This window comes from Saccharopolyspora sp. NFXS83, assembly GCF_026241095.1.
Taxonomy (GTDB): domain Bacteria; phylum Actinomycetota; class Actinomycetes; order Mycobacteriales; family Pseudonocardiaceae; genus Saccharopolyspora_C.
In genome coordinates, this window is the sequence record NZ_JAPFGB010000015.1 from 142,365 (window position 1) to 158,760 (window position 16,396).

Consider the following 16,396-nt stretch of genomic DNA (forward strand, 5'->3'; position numbering starts at 1 on the left):
GCTAGCGGCCGAACAGCTCCCGCACCCGGTCGCCGAAGCCGAGCACCTTCTCGCGGCATTCCCGCAGCGCGTCGGGGTAGGTCCGGGTGTCGGCGAGCGCGTCGCGCCAGCCGTCCCCGGACACGACGGGAACGGGGTGGTGGAAGCCGAAGAACTTCGAGGCGAACGGGTCCACGACCACGACCCGGCGGCGCATCAGGGTGGCCCAGTAGGCGCCGTGGTACGAGTTCGTCAGCACGGTGGCGCCGGAGGCGAGGAACTCCAGCGTCTCGCCCAGGTCGTGGTGCTGGTTGGTCAGCAGCGGCAACCCGTCGATGTCGGTGGGGAACGGGAGTTTCCGGTCGCGGTGGCGGTAGGCGACGATCTCGTGCCGTGGTTCGCCGGGGTCGGCGAGCTTCGGCAGCAGCGCGCTCACGCACGGCACCCACTCGTACGGGCCGGGTCCGGCCCGGTCGCGCAGGCCGACCAGGTCGAACCGGTCCAGGTAGCCGGGGTCGGTGATGGTGTGGTGCTCGTTGTTGTTGTGCCCGGCGCCCCAGACGACGAGCTTCGGCGGGCGCAACGCCATCAGCTGGTCGAGCTGGCGGTCGAAGAACCCGGTGCCGATGAGCCCGCCGCCGCCGTAGATGACGTGGGCGTGGCGCAGCCGGTCCGCGTAGCGCGGGATGTCGTGCTCGATGTCGATCGTGGTGGCGTCGGCCAGCCACGGGAAGTGCTCGGGGTGGTTCGACGGCGGGCAGGCCATGTCGCCGATGTTGTCCGGGTCGCGCCGATGCACGACGAAGATCTCGTTCATACGCCGATTCTGGGGAGGTGGTCGTTTTGCTTCGGGGGGTGGGGTGGCAGAACCTCGGTCGCCTTCTCGCTGCGCGATCCTTTTCCCGAGTGGCTCCGCCACGTGGGGAAAAGCTGTCCTCGCGAGAGGACGACTGAGAACCTGCGGCGGTGCCGGTCGCGAGGGTGGTCGCTGCTGAGCGGCTTCGCCGCTGACAAGACGAGGGACAACGGCCGGTTTGGGGCTGGTGGGCTCAGGCCGGGGTGGTGTGGGGGCGGGCTCGGGACAGCCGGATGAGGTCGGTGAGGACGGCGGGGAGTTCGGCCGCGTCGAGGTGGTCGCGGACGGCGGTGTGGTTGGCGTCGAGCAGTGCCTTCGTCGCGGCAGGGTCGCGCAGGACGGCGGCGGTGGTCGTCACGTCGTCGGGGGTGGGGACGCGCAGGCCGAGGGCGCGCAGTTCGTCTAGCACCGGGTACGGGCCCGCGACGACGAGCCGTCGGGCGGCGGCGGCTTCGGCGACCGGCAGCCCCCAGCCCTCCCACGTCGAGGGCAGCAGCACCAGGTCGGCCGCCGCGTACATGTCGGCCTGCTCGGCGACGTGGCCGCGCAGTGGTCCGGGCGCGGTGGCGAGCGCGTCCGCCGCTGGTCCGGCGGGTGCCGGGGTGTCGTCGGTGAGCCAGTACCGCACCGGGCGGTCCCAACGCCGGTCGAGGGCGGCGGCGAACCGGACGGCGCCGGGGATGTTCTTGTTCGGCCCTTCGGCCCGGGCCGGGTGCACGATCAGCAGTTCGTCCGGCGCGACCCCGAGCCGCGAGCGGGTGCCGTCGCGGTCGCCGCCGCCGAGCCCGTCGACGTCGACGCGGTTGTGCACCACGCGCAGTGCCCCGGTCCGGTCCAGTTCGGGCCAGCGCTCGGCGAATTCGCGCGCGGTGCGCTCGTTGATCAGGACGTGCAGGTGCGCCGGGTGGTGCAGCGGCACGGTGTCGCCGTCGACGGCGCGCAGCGGAGTGCCCTGCCAGGCGGGGTCGTGGTGGCGCAGGATCACCGGGATCCCCGCGTCGAGCGCGTGCCGCTGCCAGGCGGCGGAGGCGTCCGGGGCGCTCCACAGCGAACCCGCGTTGTCCAGCACCAGCAGCTCGTGCTCGGCGCAGAGCCGCCGGATCGTGTCGTGCGCGACGGGGGGAGGGTCGCCGCCGGGGCGGTCGGCCCACATACCGGTGACCTCGACGTCACCAGGTTCGCGGTCGACGAAGTGGCCGGCGGCCCGGGTGACCTGATGCCCCAGCGCGCGCAAGCCCGCGATCCACTTGGCGGCCTCGATGCTCACCCCGTCGAACCCGCCCAACCGGTGCGAGACCAGGCACACCCGCATGTTTCCTCCGTTGTCCGTCCGATGCCGGTGTCCAGCATGGAGTATTGCGATAGCGGCACGTAAAGGGTCTCGTCACCGGAACCTTGCGTACAGTCCGCCGCATGCGTCTTCTGGCAACGTTGGGGAGTCTGCGCGCGGTGATCACGGTCATGGTGGCCATCTCCGCCGTGCAGATGGGGCTGGTCGCCTTCGGCAACCTCACGGACTTCGGAACCAATGCGGAGTTCGTGCAGCACGTGTTCGCAATGGACACGACTTTCAATTCACCCGACACGATGTGGCGGTCGATCACGCATCCCGCGCTGGGGACGATCGCGTACATCCTGGTGATCGGATGGGAGGTTCTGATCTCGGTGGTGCTCATCGCGGCGTTCGTCGCGTGGGTCCGCCCGCACGCCGACGCGCGGGCCGTCGAACGCGCGCGGCGGCTGGCCAGCTTCGGCTGGCTGCTGGAGGTGCTGCTGTTCGGCGGCGGATTCATCGTCATCGGCGGTGAGTGGTTCATGATGTGGCAGTCGGACAAGTGGAACGGTCTGCAGCCCGCGCTGCAGAACCTGATCATCGCGTCGATCGGCTTGCTGCTCGTTCACATGCCGGACAAGGAGCAGGCTGCGGCCTGACCTCCGACGGCTCCATCGCGGCGGTCGTGCCGCGGGGTTTCCACACTGGGGGCCGGGTGATCGCGGCAGGAGGGCTGCGATCACCCCGGCTCGAATCAGATCTCCCGGGCATTTCCGGTCATTTCGGAATGCGGTGCTCCGCTTTCGCGCCGAATTCACCGCGCACCTGGGCGCGGCGACTAGTGTCGGTCTCGTGCGAATTCTCCTTTCGAGCCTTTCCGCTCATGGTCACGTGTTTCCACTGGTCCCGTTGGCTCGCGCCGCCCGCGCGCACGGCCATGAAGTCCTCTTCGCCACGGGCGCGCAGTTCGAGCGGACGTTGAGCGGTCTCGGACTGCGAACCGAAGCGGTGGGCGTGCCCATCGGAGCGGGTTTCGCCGCAGCGAGCGGGGATTCCGCGACCCGGCCGGAACCCGGTTCGGACGAGTGGCTTTCGCTGGTGGTGCGGGTGTTCGGCGCCGAGCTGCCGCGCAGCTACACCGCCGATCTGCTGCCGGTGCTGGAACGCTTCACCCCGGACCTGGTGGTGCACGAGGCGGGCAACCACGGCGCCGCCCTGGCCGCGCGGCACGCCGGGATTCCAGGCGTCTGCCACGGTTTCGGCAGGCAGAGCCCGGCGCACTTCCCCGGTTTCGACGCGGCGTTGCGCGGTGTCGCCGACGAGTTCGGAATCGCGTTGCCCGCGGGGGACCTGCGCACCGTCGGAAATCCTTACCTGGACATCTTCCCGGCTTCGCTGCAGGACGCCGAATTCCTCGCCGCGGTGGATCGGACGCCGTTGCGCCCGGTGCCGTTCGCGGGCGGGGGCGAGCTGCCACCGCAGGCGGTGGGGCCGCGGACGCGCCCACTGGTGTACCTGACGCTGGGCACCGGTTTCGGCGACGCGGAGCTGCTGCGCGCGTCCATCGGCGGGCTCGCCACCCTCGACGTGGACGTGGTCGTGGCGACGGGCCCGAGCGTGGCGGCGGACGCGCTGGGCGGGTTGCCCGCGAACGTGTCGGTGCACGAGTGGGTGCCGCAGGCCGAACTGCTGGAACACGTCGACCTGGTGGTGCACCACGGCGGCAGCGGAACGACGTTGGCCGCGCTGGGCGCGGGGTTGCCGCAGCTGGTCCTGCCGCAGGGCGCGGACCAGTTCGCCAATGCGGAGACGATCAGCTCGGCCGGCGCGGGAACGCGGTTGCTCGGCGCCGAGGTCACGGCGGAAGCGGTGCACGACGCGGCGCGGACCCTGCTGGCCGATGAGAAGCCCCGCGAAGTCGCCGAGCGGGTCGCCGCCGAGATCGCCGCGATGCCCTCGCCGGAGGAGATCGCCGCCCGCCTCACCGACTTCACCGGCTGACCCCGGGGACGGCCGCACATCACCCCCAGCGGATGTGCGGCCGTCGCCGGTTACGACGGTGCGCGCGGGTGGAATTCATCGCGGGTCGCGGCCGAGGAAGCCCAGCAGGCGTTCCGGTGCGCCCGCGCCCGCCGGCAGCGGGATCGGTGCGTCGAACCGGCCCGGCCGGTCCGCGTCGGCCACCAGCAGCGGAACCAGCGGCAGCAGGTCGTCGGCGAGCGCCGTCGGCAACGGCCGGTGCTGCCCGCTGGAGCGGGCGATGTCCCAGCCGTGCACCGCGATCTCCAACGCCCCGGTGCCGACGACGACACCTCTGCTCACCGGTGCGCCGAACACCGTCACCGGGGCGACGTCGACCGCCGCGTTCCACGCCCCGAGCAACCGCCTGGACCGGTCCCGCAGCGCCCTCGTCGGATCCGCTTCCGACGGCGCTTCCGGGCCGAGCCCGATCCGGCCGCCGACGGCCTCGTCGAGCACTGAGACCGAGTCGTCCAGATGCGCCAGCAGCGCCCGCAGGTCCCACGCGGCGCACGGCGTCGGCCGGGACAGCGCCGTCGCGGGCACGTCGTGCAGCACGCCCGTCAAGTAGTTCACGGCGCGTTCCAGCAGGTCGACGCCGCCGAGCACCCGCGGTGCCGGGTTCCCCTCCATGCCGTGGTCAGCGCGCGGCGCGGGAGTCGGCGAGCAGCTGGGCGGGCAGGCCGAACGTCTCGAACAACGCGGCGTCGAAGAACGCGGCGACGTGCTCGACGCGGTCCCCGCGCATCGTGAGCACCTGCAGGTGGAACGGCTGGAAGTCGCCGCGTTCGTCGCGCATGTACACGCCGAACGCGGGCTGGCCGTTCGCGGAGGTGCGGACCAGCCGCATGTCGTCGGGGCCCGCGGGGCAGCGGTGCGCGATGAGCCTGCCGATCGGTTTCGGCCCCTGGTACCAGCCGGTGAACGGCGGCATCTCCCACACCGCGTCGGAGGTGAACAGCTCGACGATGGTCGGCACGTCCTTCGCCTCGAACGCGGTGACCCACTGCTTCAGCAGGGCTCGCTGGTGCGCGGTGGCCGGTCCGGTGACGGTCTCCGGTGCGGGCGCGACCTGGTCGAGCTGGGCGCGGGCGCGTTGCAGGCTGCTGTTGACCGACGCGGTGCTGGTGCCGAGCAGCTCGGCGACCTCCGCCGCGCGCCAGCGCAGCACCTCCCGCAGCAGCAGCACCGCGCGTTGCCGCGGCGGCAGGTGCTGCAGCGCCGCGACCAGCGCCAGCCGGGTGTGCTCCCGCGAGGTCACCACGTCGGCCGGGTCGCTCCCGTCGGGCAGCAGCGCGTCCGGCACCGGTTCCAGCCAGGGGACCTCACCGCGTTCCACCAGGTCTTCCCGCGGATCGGAGCTGGGGTTGCCGAGCCCGGTGGGCAGCGGTCTGCGGCCCCGGCTCTCCAGCGCGGTCAGGCACGCGGTGGTGGCGATCCGGTGCAGCCAGGTGCGCAGCGACGACCGGCCTTCGAACCGGTCGTAGGCGCGCCAGGCGCGCAGGTAGGTCTCCTGCACGAGGTCTTCGGCGTCGTGCACCGACCCGAGCATCCGGTAGCAGTGCGCCAGCAGTTCCCGCCGGAACGGGTCCGCCTGCCGCAGGAATTCGTCGTCTTCGAGGTGCTTCGCCATGATCATGGCCTTCCGCCTCCAACAGGGAGTTCCACTGTAGGTGTGCCGGAATTCCCCTACGCGGTGTTCGGACCAGATCGCGGGGCGGAACTCATCGCTGATGCGACGGAAGTCGCGAAGCAGGTGACGAAAGTCGTCGAGCGCGCGGCGAACCGGCCGGTGCGGACAGCCGGGTGCCTATCCTCTCCGCGTGGTCACCAGCGATGAGCCGCCGCGCACCGACGAGGCACGAATCCGCCGCGCGCACCGCGTGCTGTTCCGGCTCACGCTGGTGCTGGCGGTGCTCGGCGCCGCCTTCGGCTACCTGGTCCTGTTCGGCGATCCGGTACCGGGCGGCTTGCTGGTGCCGCTGCTGGTGGGCGCGGTCGCGCAGCTCGCCGCGACGGTCGTGATCGGCCGCTCGGGTTCCCACCCGCACCTGGGGCTGCTCGCGGTGCTCCTGGTGGCCGCGCTGATGTACCTGCTGGACACGCCGTGGCGCCTGCTGGTGGTGGAGGGCGGCGCGCTGTGGCTGCCGCTGGCGCTGTCCTGGGCGGGGGCGCGCGTGGCCGAGCGGTCGAACGCGCGGTGGGAGATCGCGACGTCCGCGGTGGCGGTGCTGGCCTACGCCGTGCTCGCTGGCGCGCGGGCCGAGTCGTTCGGGCTGGGCGCGTCGCTGGCCGCGATCGCCCCGGTGCTCGGCGGCGTCGCGACGGTGCTGGCGTGGCGGCTCGGCCAGGCCCGCCGCGATCGAGCGGCGGCGCTGAGGCGGGAGCGGGTCGCGGTGGCGCGCCAGGAGCAGGCGGCGGAGCGCGAACGGCTGTCCGCGGACATGCACGACAACCTCGGGCACGTGTTGACCTTGCTGGTGCTGCACGCCAACGCGCTCGCCGTGAGCAGCCCGGATCCGGCGGCGCGGGAGGCGGGGCGGCGCATCGGCGAGCTCGGCGGATCGGGGATGACCGAGCTGCGCCGGTTGCTGTCGCTGCTCGACGATCCCGATTCGGCGACCGAGCGCCACGTCGCCGAGGAGTCCGAATCGGTGGCCGACCTGGTCGAGCAGGTGCGGGAGGCCGGTCAGGAGGTGGAGTTCATCGACGCCGGAGCCGAGCGCGAGCTGCCCGCCGTGCTCGCCCGGACCCTGCACCGGGTGGTGCAGGAGGGGCTGACCAACGCCCGCAGGCACGCGCCGGGCGCGCCGGCGGAGGTGGAGGTGCGCGACGAGGACGACGCCGTGCGCGTCTCCGTCCGCAACGGTCCGGGCGGGGCGGGCGAACGGGGCGCGGGGCGCGGTCTCGACGGCCTGCGCAGGCGGGTCGAGCTGCTCGGCGGCGAGGTGCGCACCGAACCGCACGAGGACGGCGGGTTCACGCTGCGCGCCACGCTGCCCGTCGCGGCGGCGGCGCGGAGTTGATCGCGGCGCGGGCACGTCCGACACACCGGCGCATGACGGCCGGGATCCGGGCGGGGGCCGCTTCGTAGAATCGCCCGGTGACTTCCGCGCAGAGCAGTCCCGTCGCCGATCCTGCCGCGCCCGACGCGCTGGGGGTGTTGAACCGCGTCTTCGGCTACGACTCGTTCCGGGGCCCGCAGCAGGACATCGTCGAGCACGTCATCGGTGGCGGTGACGCGCTGGTCCTGATGCCCACCGGTGGCGGGAAGTCGCTGTGCTACCAGGTTCCGGCGCTGGTCCGGGACGGTGTCGGCGTGGTCGTCTCGCCGCTGATCGCGCTGATGCAGGACCAGGTGGACGCGCTCACCGAGGTCGGCGTGCGAGCCGGGTTCCTGAACTCCACGCAGGACGCGGGGGAGCGCCGCGCCGTGGAGGCCGCGTTCCTCAACGGCGAGCTGGACGTGCTCTACCTGGCGCCGGAGCGGCTGCGCGTCGAGTCGACGTTGTCCTTGCTGGACAAGGGGAACATCTCGCTGTTCGCGATCGACGAGGCGCACTGCGTGGCGCAGTGGGGCCACGACTTCCGCCCGGACTACCTCGCGCTGTCCATGCTGCACGAGCGCTGGCCGGACGTGCCGCGCATCGCGCTGACCGCCACCGCCACCGAGGCGACCCGCGGCGAGATCGCGACCCGGCTGGACCTCGCGCAGGCGCGGCACTTCGTGGCGAGCTTCGACCGCCCGAACATCCAGTACCGGATCGTCGGCAAGAACGACCCGAAGAAGCAGCTGCTGAGCCTGCTGCGCACCGAGCACGCCGGCGACGCGGGGATCGTCTACTGCCTGTCGCGGTCGTCGGTGGAGAAGACGGCGGACTTCCTCAGCCAGAACGGGATCCCGGCCGTGCCCTACCACGCGGGCCTGGACGCGCGGACCCGCGCGACGCACCAGTCCCGGTTCCTGCGCGAGGAAGGGCTGGTGGTGGTCGCCACGATCGCGTTCGGCATGGGCATCGACAAGCCCGACGTGCGGTTCGTCGCGCACCTGGACCTGCCGAAGTCCGTGGAGGGCTACTACCAGGAGACCGGCCGGGCGGGCCGCGACGGCCTCCCGTCCACGGCGTGGCTCGCCTACGGCCTGCAGGACGTCGTCCAGCAGCGCAAGATGATCGACAACTCCGAGGGCGACAACGCGCACCGCAGGCGGCTCGGCACGCACCTGGAGGCGATGCTCGCGCTGTGCGAGACCGTGGAGTGCCGCCGGGTGCAGCTGCTGGCCTACTTCGGCCAGGACGGCGAGCCCTGCGGCAACTGCGACACCTGCCTGGCTCCGCCGGAGTCCTGGGACGGCACGATCGCCGCGCAGAAGCTGCTGTCGGCGGTGTACCGGCTGCAGAACGAGCGGCGGCAGAAGTTCGGTGCCGGGCACGTCATCGACATCCTGCTCGGCAAGCGCAACGACAAGGTCGACCAGCACCGCCACGACGAGCTCACCGTCTTCGGCATCGGCACCGACCTGCGCGAGGCGGACTGGCGCGGAGTGGTGCGCCAGCTGCTCGCCCAGGGCCTGCTGGCGGTGGAGGGCGACTACGGCACGCTGGTGCTCACCGCGGCCAGCGGCGAGGTGCTGGGCCGGGAGCGCTCGGTGCGGCTGCGCCGCGAACCGGACAAGCCCGCGAAGCAGCCGAAGGCCGCCAAGGCGCGCAAGGGCGAGCAGGTGGAGATGCCCGCCGAGGCGGCACCGCTGTTCGAACGCCTCCGAGCCTGGCGCGCGGCCACCGCGAAGGAGCAGGGCGTGCCCGCCTACGTGATCTTCCACGACGCGGTGCTGCGCCAGGTCGCCGCCCAACGACCGTCCACATTGGACGAACTGGGAACCATCGGCGGAGTGGGGCAGAACAAGCTGGACAAGTACGGTCGGCTCGTCCTCGACGTGCTCGCGGAGGAGTGAGTCCGCGCACTCGCCGGTACGCGGTGTTCACGTGGCGCGCACGGGGCGGATGAGGCGGACGCTGAGCGATCGTGACGTCACGGTCCGTGGTAATGCCCCGCCCCGCCTCGGTCGGGCTGCCGGGCATGGCACCCTGGTAGGGCTGAGGCCGGTGCGCACAGGGCGGGCGCGGCCGTGCAAGCGGGCCCGGGGATGACTGCCGGGCGATGACCAGGAGTGGTTGAGTGTTCGACTTTATCCTCTATCCCGTGTCGGCCATCTTGTGGTTCTGGCACAGGGTTTTCGGCACCGTGCTGGGGCCGGACAACGGGTTCGCCTGGGCACTGTCGGTGTTCTTCCTGGTGTTCACGCTGCGCGTGGTGCTGCTCAAACCGGCGATCAGCCAGATGCGCGCCGGCCGGAAGATGGCGAAGTTCTCCCCGCAGATCCAGAAGCTGCGGGAGAAGCACAAGAACGACAAGCAGCGCATGGCGCAGGAGATGCAGAAGCTGCAGTCCGAGCACGGGGTCAACCCGATCGGCGGCTGCCTTCCCGCTCTGCTGCAGATCCCGGTGTTCCTGAGCCTGTTCCACGTGCTGCGCGGGTTCACCCCGCAGGCGCAGAACAACTACATCTTCGACCGCGCCGGGGTCGAGTCGTTCATCAACGCCGACATCTTCGGCGCGAAGCTCGGCAACTGGCTGACCCAGCCCGCCGCGCTCCTCGAGGCGTTCGGCACCACGCGGCTGAACATGATGGCCGTCGGCATCCCGCTGATGGTGATCGCGTCCATCGCGACGTTCGTCACGATGCGCATGTCGATGAAGCGCCAGACCGATGCCTCCATGGCCAACCCGCAGACGGCCATGATGGGCAAGTTCATGATGTACGTCGCGCCGATCGGCACCTTGTTCTCCGGATGGGTGCTGCCGATCGCGATCGTCCTGTACTTCATGGCGAACAACATCTGGACGCTGGGCCAGCAGCACTTCCTGAGCAACAAGATCGACCGCGAGCAGGAGCGGGAGAAGCAGAAGGAGATGGCGGCGAAGAAGGACGCGCCGCGGCCGAAGCCCGGGCAGAAGCCAGGCCAGGTCAAGAAGGACGCGGAGGAGGAGACCTCCGAGGACGAGTCCGAATCCGAGGCGGAGACCGGCTCCACGAGCACCAACGGCTCCACCTCCGGCAAGGCCGCCGCAGGCGCCGGTCAGCGCACCGACGGCCGCCAGGTGAACCGGCGCCCGCAGCAGAAGAGGCGTCCGGGCAAGCAGGCGGCCTCGGCCAAGAAGAGCCAGAAGAAGCGCCGCTAGCGGTTGTACGAACGAAGAGCGGGGTCCCCGGCAAGGGGACCCCGCTCTTCTCGTACGCCTTGTCCTCACTCTTGTCAGCGGCGAAGCCGCTGAGCAGTGACCACCGAAGCGCGGTGACACCTGAGGTACCGGCTACCTCACCCGCGAAGCAGACCTCACGCGGGCGTCGCCACGACGATTCGGTTCTCGTCGTAGCCGAGGTCGCCGCCCACGTAGCGGCCACCGCAGGTGACCAGCACGAGCCGGTGCTCGCCGCCTTGGCCGAACAGGTCCGCCGCGCGGGCGGGCAGTTCCTCCTTGGACAGCGTGACGATCTCGGAGACGCGGTAGCGCCACTCCGTGCCGTCGTCGTCGACGACGGTGACCTCCTGGTCCGGAGCGGAGTCCCACAGCTCCTCGAACGGCCCTACCGCGCCCTTCCAGTTCACGTGCCCGGCCAGCACCGTCGCGCCCTTGGGGGAGTCCAGACCGGCACCCCACCACGTGGCCTCGCCGACGCCGTCCGGCACCGGGAGGGTCCCGGACCGGTCGATCTCCTTGCGCACCAGCTCCGCCTGGCCGCCCTGGGGCAGCCGGACGGTGCCCGGTGGTTGGCCCGCCGGGACGTGCACCGGCTGCGGCGGCAGGTCCGCGACCTGCACCGGAGCCGGTTCCGCCGGTGGGGGTGCCGCGGCCGGGGGCGGTTGATCAGCGCCACCCCGGAGCAACGTGCCCGCCACGACGGCGACCACCGCGACCAGCCCGACCACGCCGGCCAGGACCAGCGTGAGCAGGCGCCGCCGCTGCGCGATCAACGCTCACCCGCCGACACGAGCCGCTTGCGCCACGCCGCGCCACCGGCCACCGCGGCACCGGTGAGCGTCAGCGCACCGAGTCCGAGCAGTCCGGGGGACAGGGCACCGGTGTCCTCGGCGGCGGCCACGACGCCACCACCGGCACCCGGGTCACCGGCCGGGATGAAGATCGGCACGGTGGGGGTGTTGGCCTTGTTCGTCACGGTCAGCGTCAGGGTGCCGCCGGGTTCGACGGTGCCCACGACCGACGGCGGGTTCGCCGCGTCGAACGCTTCCTCGTAGCCCTTCGCGGGGGCCACCTCGGTGATCTTGATCTCTTGCGGGGTGCGCAGGTCCGCGATCTCCACCGTGCCCTGGTCGCCGGTGGTGACCACGGCGGGCTGCCCGTCCGGGCCGGTCAGCTCGGTGCCGTCCTGCTTCAGCGCGGGCTTGTCGTCGGGCAGGCTGACCCGCAGCGCGACGCCCGCGATGCCCGCCTTGCTCTCTTCGTCGATCTTGCCGACGGCGACCTTGCCTGGCGCGGTCACCGCGGTCGTGACGTCCTCGACCTTGACCTGCTTCTCCCCGCCGGTCGACACCACGCGCTGCACGCCGTCCGGGTTCTCGACGGCCTGCTGCACGTAGGGGCGCTCGGCCGGGGTGGCCAGCTCGCCCTCCAGCTTCGGGTTCGGCCCGGTGGGCGTCACCTTCAGCTGGAGCGGGTCACCGCTGTCCGGCGTCGTGATCGTGCCGTCTTCGCCGAGGCCTTCGACCTCGGCGTCGGTCGCGGTGATCTTCACCGGAACACCGGTCACACCGGTGCCGTCCGGGTGGTCGACCGCGAAGGTCCAGTCCGCCGCCTCACCGATGACCTGCGGGTCCTCCGGTGCGGTCAGCGCGGCCTCCCACGGGCCGCGGTTCTTCTCCGCGTCCGCGCGCAACGTCTCGACGGCGTCCTTGGCTCCCTGCGGCAGCTTGCCCAGCTGGAAGTCGATGTCGTAGCCGATCTTGTCGAAGGGCAGCCCCGGGTCGAGGTCGCCTTCGTCGCGCGGCGCCGACGTCCACGAGTGCAGCAGGTGCGCGAGCGCCGCCGCCTCGTCCGGGCTCTCCGTGTTGCCGTAGCGCAGCAGCAGGTAGGAGATGTTCGCCGCGACGTCGTCTTCCAGCGGGGTGCCCCACTTGGTCAGCAGCTCGTCACCCGGCTCGTACTGCTCACCGGTGTCCGGCGCCTTCAGCGCGAACCGAACGCACCACACCTGGTTGCCGCCGACGATGTAGGAACCCAGCCAGTCGCGGTCCCGTTCGATGCCCGCGTAGGGCTGTCCTGGAGTGGTCTCGTGGCCGATTCCTTCCTCCGGCGCGGCGATGGCCGTTCCCGTGGTCGCCAGCAAACCGCTGCCGGCGAGCACAGCGGAACCCACCACCGCTGTGAGTAACTTCCTGAACGTGCGCATGCAAGCTCCAGTCTCGGTCTGGGAGATCAGGGCATCGGCGTGCTGCGATCCGGTCACGTGCAGAGCGACATGGTGTTGACCGGCGCGAAAGCCCCCCGACATGGCACGCGGACACCCAGGCGCATCCTTTCGGTCACTCGCGGTCACGACAAGAGGTCATTCGGTGTAACGGACCCCATTACGGGCAGCGATCTTCCGCGTCGATCCGAGCTGGTCCGCGCACGTTCGGCCGCAGCGCAGCGGCCATTTCGGGGATGTTCGGGCACGGGCGGCCACACCCTCGAAAGGTTGCGACGGTGAGTGATCGTCATTTCACCGTTTATCCCGCGCGAGTAGCTTCCGGACGGGACGGAACCGGCTACCGCCATGCGGGTAAAGTCGGTTTTACCAGTGGGGAACCGACCGGCAGGTTCGGTCGTTGTACCGGAGACGGCGCACAGCACGCCCAGGAGGACGAGTTGCGCACTACGAGCAACCCAGCGTTCAAGAACCTGCCGACAGGCGGCGGGTACGCGAACTTCAACCACGGTCAAGGCGGCTTCGGCGCGCCCGGCCAGGCACCGGCCGCGCCGCCGCAGGCGACGCGCCCGATGACGATCGACGACGTGGTCACCAAGACCGCCATCACGCTCGCCCTCACCGTGGGCACCGGTGCCGCCACCTACATCACGGGCGCCTACGCGCTCGCGCTGCCCGCGGCGATCATCGGCCTGGTGCTGTCGCTGGTCATCATCTTCAAGAAGAAGGTCAGCCCGGCGCTCGTCATCGCCTACGCGGCGGTCGAAGGCGTGTTCCTCGGCGGTATCAGCTACGTCCTCGGCGGTGCCCTCGACAACTTCTCCGGCGGCGGTGGCTCCGGGATCATCATGCAGGCCATCGCGGGCACCATGGGTGTCTTCGCGGCCATGCTCGTGGTCTACAAGACCGGCGCCATCCGCGTCACGCCGAAGCTGACCAAGTGGATCATCGGCGCGATGGCCGGCGTCGCCATCGCGATGCTGGTGAACCTCGTCGCCGGCTTCTTCACCAGCGGCGGCCTCGGGCTGCGCGACGGCAGCCCGCTGGCCATCATCTTCAGCCTCGTCTGCATCGGCATCGCCGCGTTCAGCTTCCTGCTGGACTTCGACGCCGCGGACAAGGCCATCAAGAGCGGCGTCGACGCCAAGTTCGCCTGGTACGTCGCTTTCGGCCTGATGACCACCCTGGTCTGGCTCTACCTGGAGATCCTGCGCCTGCTGTCGTACTTCCAGAACGACTAGCCGGTCCCGCTCCAACGCGAACGAGAAGGGCCTCTCCCGTCACGGGAGAGGCCCTTCTGCGTGCATCTCGTCTTGCCCGGCGGCGGAGCCGTGCCTTGCGGCGAAGGCCGCGCCTGCTTCAGTCCTCGTCACGAAGCCGCTGAGGTTCCGCTACCCGGGCACCCGAGAAAGACGAGGCGTGGAACTCAGGACAGGCGTTCGAGGACCATGGCCATGCCCTGGCCGCCGCCTACGCACATGGTCTCCAGGCCGAACTGCTTGTCGTGCCACTGGAGGGAGTTGATCAGCGTGTTGGTGATGCGGGCGCCCGTCATGCCGAACGGGTGGCCGACGGCGATGGCGCCGCCGTTGACGTTCACCTTCTCCAGCGGGATGCCCAAGTCCTGGTAGGACGGGATGACCTGCGCGGCGAACGCCTCGTTGATCTCCACCAGGTCGATGTCCCCGACACCCAGGCCGGCGCGCTTGAGGGCCTGCTTGGAGGCCTCCACCGGGCCGAGGCCCATGATCTCCGGCGACAGGCCGGACACGCCGGTCGACACGACCCGCGCCAGCGGGGTGAGGCCCAGCTGCTTCGCCTTCGTGTCGCTCATGATCACCAGCGCCGCGGCGCCGTCGTTGAGCGAGCAGCAGTTCCCGGCCGTGATCCGGCCGTCCGGGCGGAACACCGGCTTCAGTCCCGACACGGCCTCCTTCGTCACCCCCGCGCGCGGGCCGTCGTCGGCGTCCACGATCGTGCCGGAGGGCATCGTCACCGGAGTGATCTCCCGAGCCCAGAACCCGTCGGCGATGGCCTTCTCCGCCAGGTTCTGCGAGCGCACGCCGAACTCGTCCATCTCGTCGCGGCTCACGCCCTTGGCCCGCGCCAGGTTCTCCGCGGTCTGGCCCATCGGGATGTAGACGTCCGGCACCTTGCCGAACTCGCGCGGGTCGACCCACTCGTCGGCGCCCTGCTCCCCGGTGGCCTGGGTGCGGGCCTCGGCGTCGGCGAACACCGGGTTCCGTGTGTCGTCCAGCGAATCCGAGTTGCCCTTCGCGAACCGGGACACCGCTTCCACGCCGGCGCTGATGAACACGTCACCCTCACCGGCCTTGATGGCGTGCAGCGCCATCCGCGTCGTCTGCAGGCTCGACGAGCAGTAGCGGGTGATGGTGGTGCCGGGCAGCTGGTCGTAACCCAGCAGCACCGACACGACGCGGGCCATGTTGAAGCCCTGCTCGCCACCGGGCAGACCGCAACCGAGCATCAGGTCGTCGATCTCGGCGGGGTCCAGCTGCGGGATCTTGTCCAGCGCGGCGCGCACCATCTGCGCGGTCAGGTCGTCCGGACGCACGTCGACCAGCGAGCCCTTGCCCGCGCGGCCGATGGGCGAGCGCGTGGCGGAGACGATGACTGCTTCGGGCATTCGGGAACTCCTTCGTTCGCCTACGGGGACGCCGAGCCGAGGCGGCACGGCTGGGCCGGCTACTCGCGACACCTTAAGACCGACATCGGCCCCGACGTGCTGAGACGACCATCACCAGCAACTCCGCCGCGGAGCCGCTCGTTACCTGGAGGAGCTGAGGTTCCGCTGCCCGACCCCCATCGGGAACAGGAGTTGGAGGACGAGCGGTCACGTGGCCCGGCGGCGGCCGAACCTCCGGTTCAGGCGGGCCACGACGCGGCTCGTGGGGCGACGCGCCTCCGCCGCCGAGGAGCGGACCGGCGGCTGCGGTACCGGCGGGCCCTGCCACTCACCGATCGCCGAGCACAGCGCGGGCAGCAGCAACCCGGCCGCGGCCTCGTAGCCCGCCGCCGACGGGTGGAACCGGTCGGGGCTGAACAACTCCTGCGGCCGGGTCAGGAACTCCGGGGACAGCAGGTCCGCCAACGGCACCGCGCCGCCGCCCGCGGCCTCCACCGCGTGGCGCTGCGCGCGGCCCAGCGCGAGGCTCCACGACGAGGCCACCGAACGCAGCGGCTGCGGGATCGGCCGGATCGCGCCCAGGTCCGGGCAGGTTCCGGCGACCACGCCCACCCCGGCTTCCCGCAGCCGGGCCACCGCGGCGCCGAGCAGCGCCGCGCACTCCGCCACCGACAGCCGGGCCGTGACGTCGTTCGCGCCGATGATCACCAGCACCAGCTGGGGCGGGGCCACCAGCGCCGCGTCCACCTGCGCGGCAAGATCCCGCGACGTGGAGCCCACGATCGCGTAAGTGGTCAGCTCGACCGGCCGCTCCAGCTCCTCCGCCAGCCCCCGAGCGATCCGCACGCCCGGCAGCTCGTCCGGAGCCTCCACGCCGAGCCCGGCCGCCGACGAGTCGCCGAGCACCGCCAGCCGCAGCGGCGCCACGTCGTCGCCCTCCGGCGGCGACGCGACCGGACCGGTGCCGTCCGGCAAGTGGACGCCGTCGGAGCGGAACGGGACGCCGACGGGCTCGCCGATCGCCCGCCGCGCGTACCAGGACTGCCCGTTGAGCAGCCCGTACGCGGCGCCGGACACCCCTCCGACGGTCCCCGCCGCGACCATCGCCAGCCGTAACATCCGCGCCCCGACCAT

At 71.3% G+C, this 16,396-nt stretch carries 14 protein-coding genes; 6 read left to right on the top strand and 8 right to left on the bottom strand.

What is annotated here, in order from left to right:
- Nucleotide 1: 1 nt before the first annotated feature.
- Nucleotides 2-796, bottom strand: coding sequence for a polysaccharide pyruvyl transferase family protein (locus OOZ19_RS17970; RefSeq protein ID WP_266091263.1), 795 nt, complete (start codon nucleotides 794-796; stop codon nucleotides 2-4).
- A 232-nt stretch (nucleotides 797-1,028) separates the two neighbouring features.
- Entirely contained in the window at nucleotides 1,029-2,147 is a 1,119-nt protein-coding gene (locus tag OOZ19_RS17975) for a glycosyltransferase (protein WP_266091264.1), read from the bottom strand.
- Between the two features lie 83 nt (nucleotides 2,148-2,230).
- Between OOZ19_RS17975 and OOZ19_RS17980 the strand changes: the two genes are divergently transcribed.
- Both OOZ19_RS17980 and OOZ19_RS17985 read left to right on the top strand, forming a co-directional pair.
- Complete coding sequence (locus OOZ19_RS17980; protein ID WP_266091265.1) at nucleotides 2,231-2,767, top strand: DUF2165 domain-containing protein; 537 nt, start codon at nucleotides 2,231-2,233, stop codon at nucleotides 2,765-2,767.
- A gap of 250 nt (nucleotides 2,768-3,017) precedes the next feature.
- Nucleotides 3,018-4,109, top strand: a complete 1,092-nt coding sequence (locus OOZ19_RS17985) for a glycosyltransferase (RefSeq protein WP_323055149.1) — start codon at nucleotides 3,018-3,020, stop codon at nucleotides 4,107-4,109.
- A gap of 75 nt (nucleotides 4,110-4,184) precedes the next feature.
- Here the strand turns inward: OOZ19_RS17985 and OOZ19_RS17990 are convergent, their stop codons facing one another.
- Entirely contained in the window at nucleotides 4,185-4,760 is a 576-nt protein-coding gene (locus OOZ19_RS17990) for a TIGR03086 family metal-binding protein (protein ID WP_266091267.1), read from the bottom strand.
- Nucleotides 4,761-4,767: 7 nt separating this feature from the next.
- Nucleotides 4,768-5,766 carry a sigma-70 family RNA polymerase sigma factor gene (locus OOZ19_RS17995; protein ID WP_266091268.1) on the bottom strand — a complete coding sequence of 333 codons (999 nt, stop codon included), beginning with the start codon at nucleotides 5,764-5,766 and terminating at the stop codon, nucleotides 4,768-4,770.
- A 184-nt stretch (nucleotides 5,767-5,950) separates the two neighbouring features.
- On the opposite strand from OOZ19_RS17995, the gene OOZ19_RS18000 reads away from it, so the two are divergent.
- The 3 genes from OOZ19_RS18000 (at nucleotide 5,951) to yidC (ending at nucleotide 10,370) form a co-directional block, all read left to right on the top strand.
- Nucleotides 5,951-7,153, top strand: a complete 1,203-nt coding sequence (locus tag OOZ19_RS18000) for a sensor histidine kinase (RefSeq protein WP_266091269.1) — start codon at nucleotides 5,951-5,953, stop codon at nucleotides 7,151-7,153.
- Between the two features lie 77 nt (nucleotides 7,154-7,230).
- Nucleotides 7,231-9,081, top strand: coding sequence for a DNA helicase RecQ (gene recQ / locus OOZ19_RS18005; RefSeq protein WP_266091270.1), 1,851 nt, complete (start codon nucleotides 7,231-7,233; stop codon nucleotides 9,079-9,081).
- Between the two features lie 248 nt (nucleotides 9,082-9,329).
- Nucleotides 9,330-10,370 carry a membrane protein insertase YidC gene (gene yidC, locus OOZ19_RS18010; protein WP_416309456.1) on the top strand — a complete coding sequence of 347 codons (1,041 nt, stop codon included), beginning with the start codon at nucleotides 9,330-9,332 and terminating at the stop codon, nucleotides 10,368-10,370.
- A 155-nt stretch (nucleotides 10,371-10,525) separates the two neighbouring features.
- Here yidC and OOZ19_RS18015 read toward each other — a convergent pair whose 3' ends face one another.
- On the bottom strand, nucleotides 10,526-11,164 hold the full coding sequence (locus OOZ19_RS18015) for a class F sortase (protein ID WP_266091272.1): 639 nt from the start codon (nucleotides 11,162-11,164) through the stop codon (nucleotides 10,526-10,528).
- On the bottom strand, nucleotides 11,161-12,597 hold the full coding sequence (locus OOZ19_RS18020) for a collagen binding domain-containing protein (protein ID WP_266091273.1): 1,437 nt from the start codon (nucleotides 12,595-12,597) through the stop codon (nucleotides 11,161-11,163). Before OOZ19_RS18020 ends, OOZ19_RS18015 begins: the two co-directional genes overlap by 4 nt.
- A gap of 458 nt (nucleotides 12,598-13,055) precedes the next feature.
- On the opposite strand from OOZ19_RS18020, the gene OOZ19_RS18025 reads away from it, so the two are divergent.
- Nucleotides 13,056-13,856 (top strand): Bax inhibitor-1/YccA family protein, encoded by an 801-nt coding sequence (locus OOZ19_RS18025; RefSeq protein WP_266091274.1) that lies wholly within the window; start codon nucleotides 13,056-13,058, stop codon nucleotides 13,854-13,856.
- Between the two features lie 185 nt (nucleotides 13,857-14,041).
- Here OOZ19_RS18025 and OOZ19_RS18030 read toward each other — a convergent pair whose 3' ends face one another.
- A complete protein-coding gene (locus tag OOZ19_RS18030; RefSeq protein WP_266091275.1) occupies nucleotides 14,042-15,262 on the bottom strand; it encodes an acetyl-CoA C-acetyltransferase in 1,221 nt (406 codons plus the stop codon).
- 207 nt (nucleotides 15,263-15,469) lie between these two features.
- Nucleotides 15,470-16,396 carry an SGNH/GDSL hydrolase family protein gene (locus OOZ19_RS18035; protein WP_266091276.1) on the bottom strand — a complete coding sequence of 309 codons (927 nt, stop codon included), beginning with the start codon at nucleotides 16,394-16,396 and terminating at the stop codon, nucleotides 15,470-15,472.

What these genes read in the sequence shown, in the direction of transcription:
- OOZ19_RS17970 (WP_266091263.1), bottom strand. Translation starts at nt 796, where the DNA reads ATGAACGAGATCTTCGTCGTGCATCGGCGCGACCCGGACAACATCGGC.
- OOZ19_RS17975 (WP_266091264.1), bottom strand. Translation starts at nt 2,147, where the DNA reads ATGCGGGTGTGCCTGGTCTCGCACCGGTTGGGCGGGTTCGACGGGGTG.
- OOZ19_RS17990 (WP_266091267.1), bottom strand. Translation starts at nt 4,760, where the DNA reads ATGGAGGGGAACCCGGCACCGCGGGTGCTCGGCGGCGTCGACCTGCTG.
- OOZ19_RS17995 (WP_266091268.1), bottom strand. Translation starts at nt 5,766, where the DNA reads ATGATCATGGCGAAGCACCTCGAAGACGACGAATTCCTGCGGCAGGCG.
- OOZ19_RS18020 (WP_266091273.1), bottom strand. Translation starts at nt 12,597, where the DNA reads ATGCGCACGTTCAGGAAGTTACTCACAGCGGTGGTGGGTTCCGCTGTG.
- OOZ19_RS18030 (WP_266091275.1), bottom strand. Translation starts at nt 15,262, where the DNA reads ATGCCCGAAGCAGTCATCGTCTCCGCCACGCGCTCGCCCATCGGCCGC.
- OOZ19_RS18035 (WP_266091276.1), bottom strand. Translation starts at nt 16,396, where the DNA reads ATGGTCGGGGCGCGGATGTTACGGCTGGCGATGGTCGCGGCGGGGACC.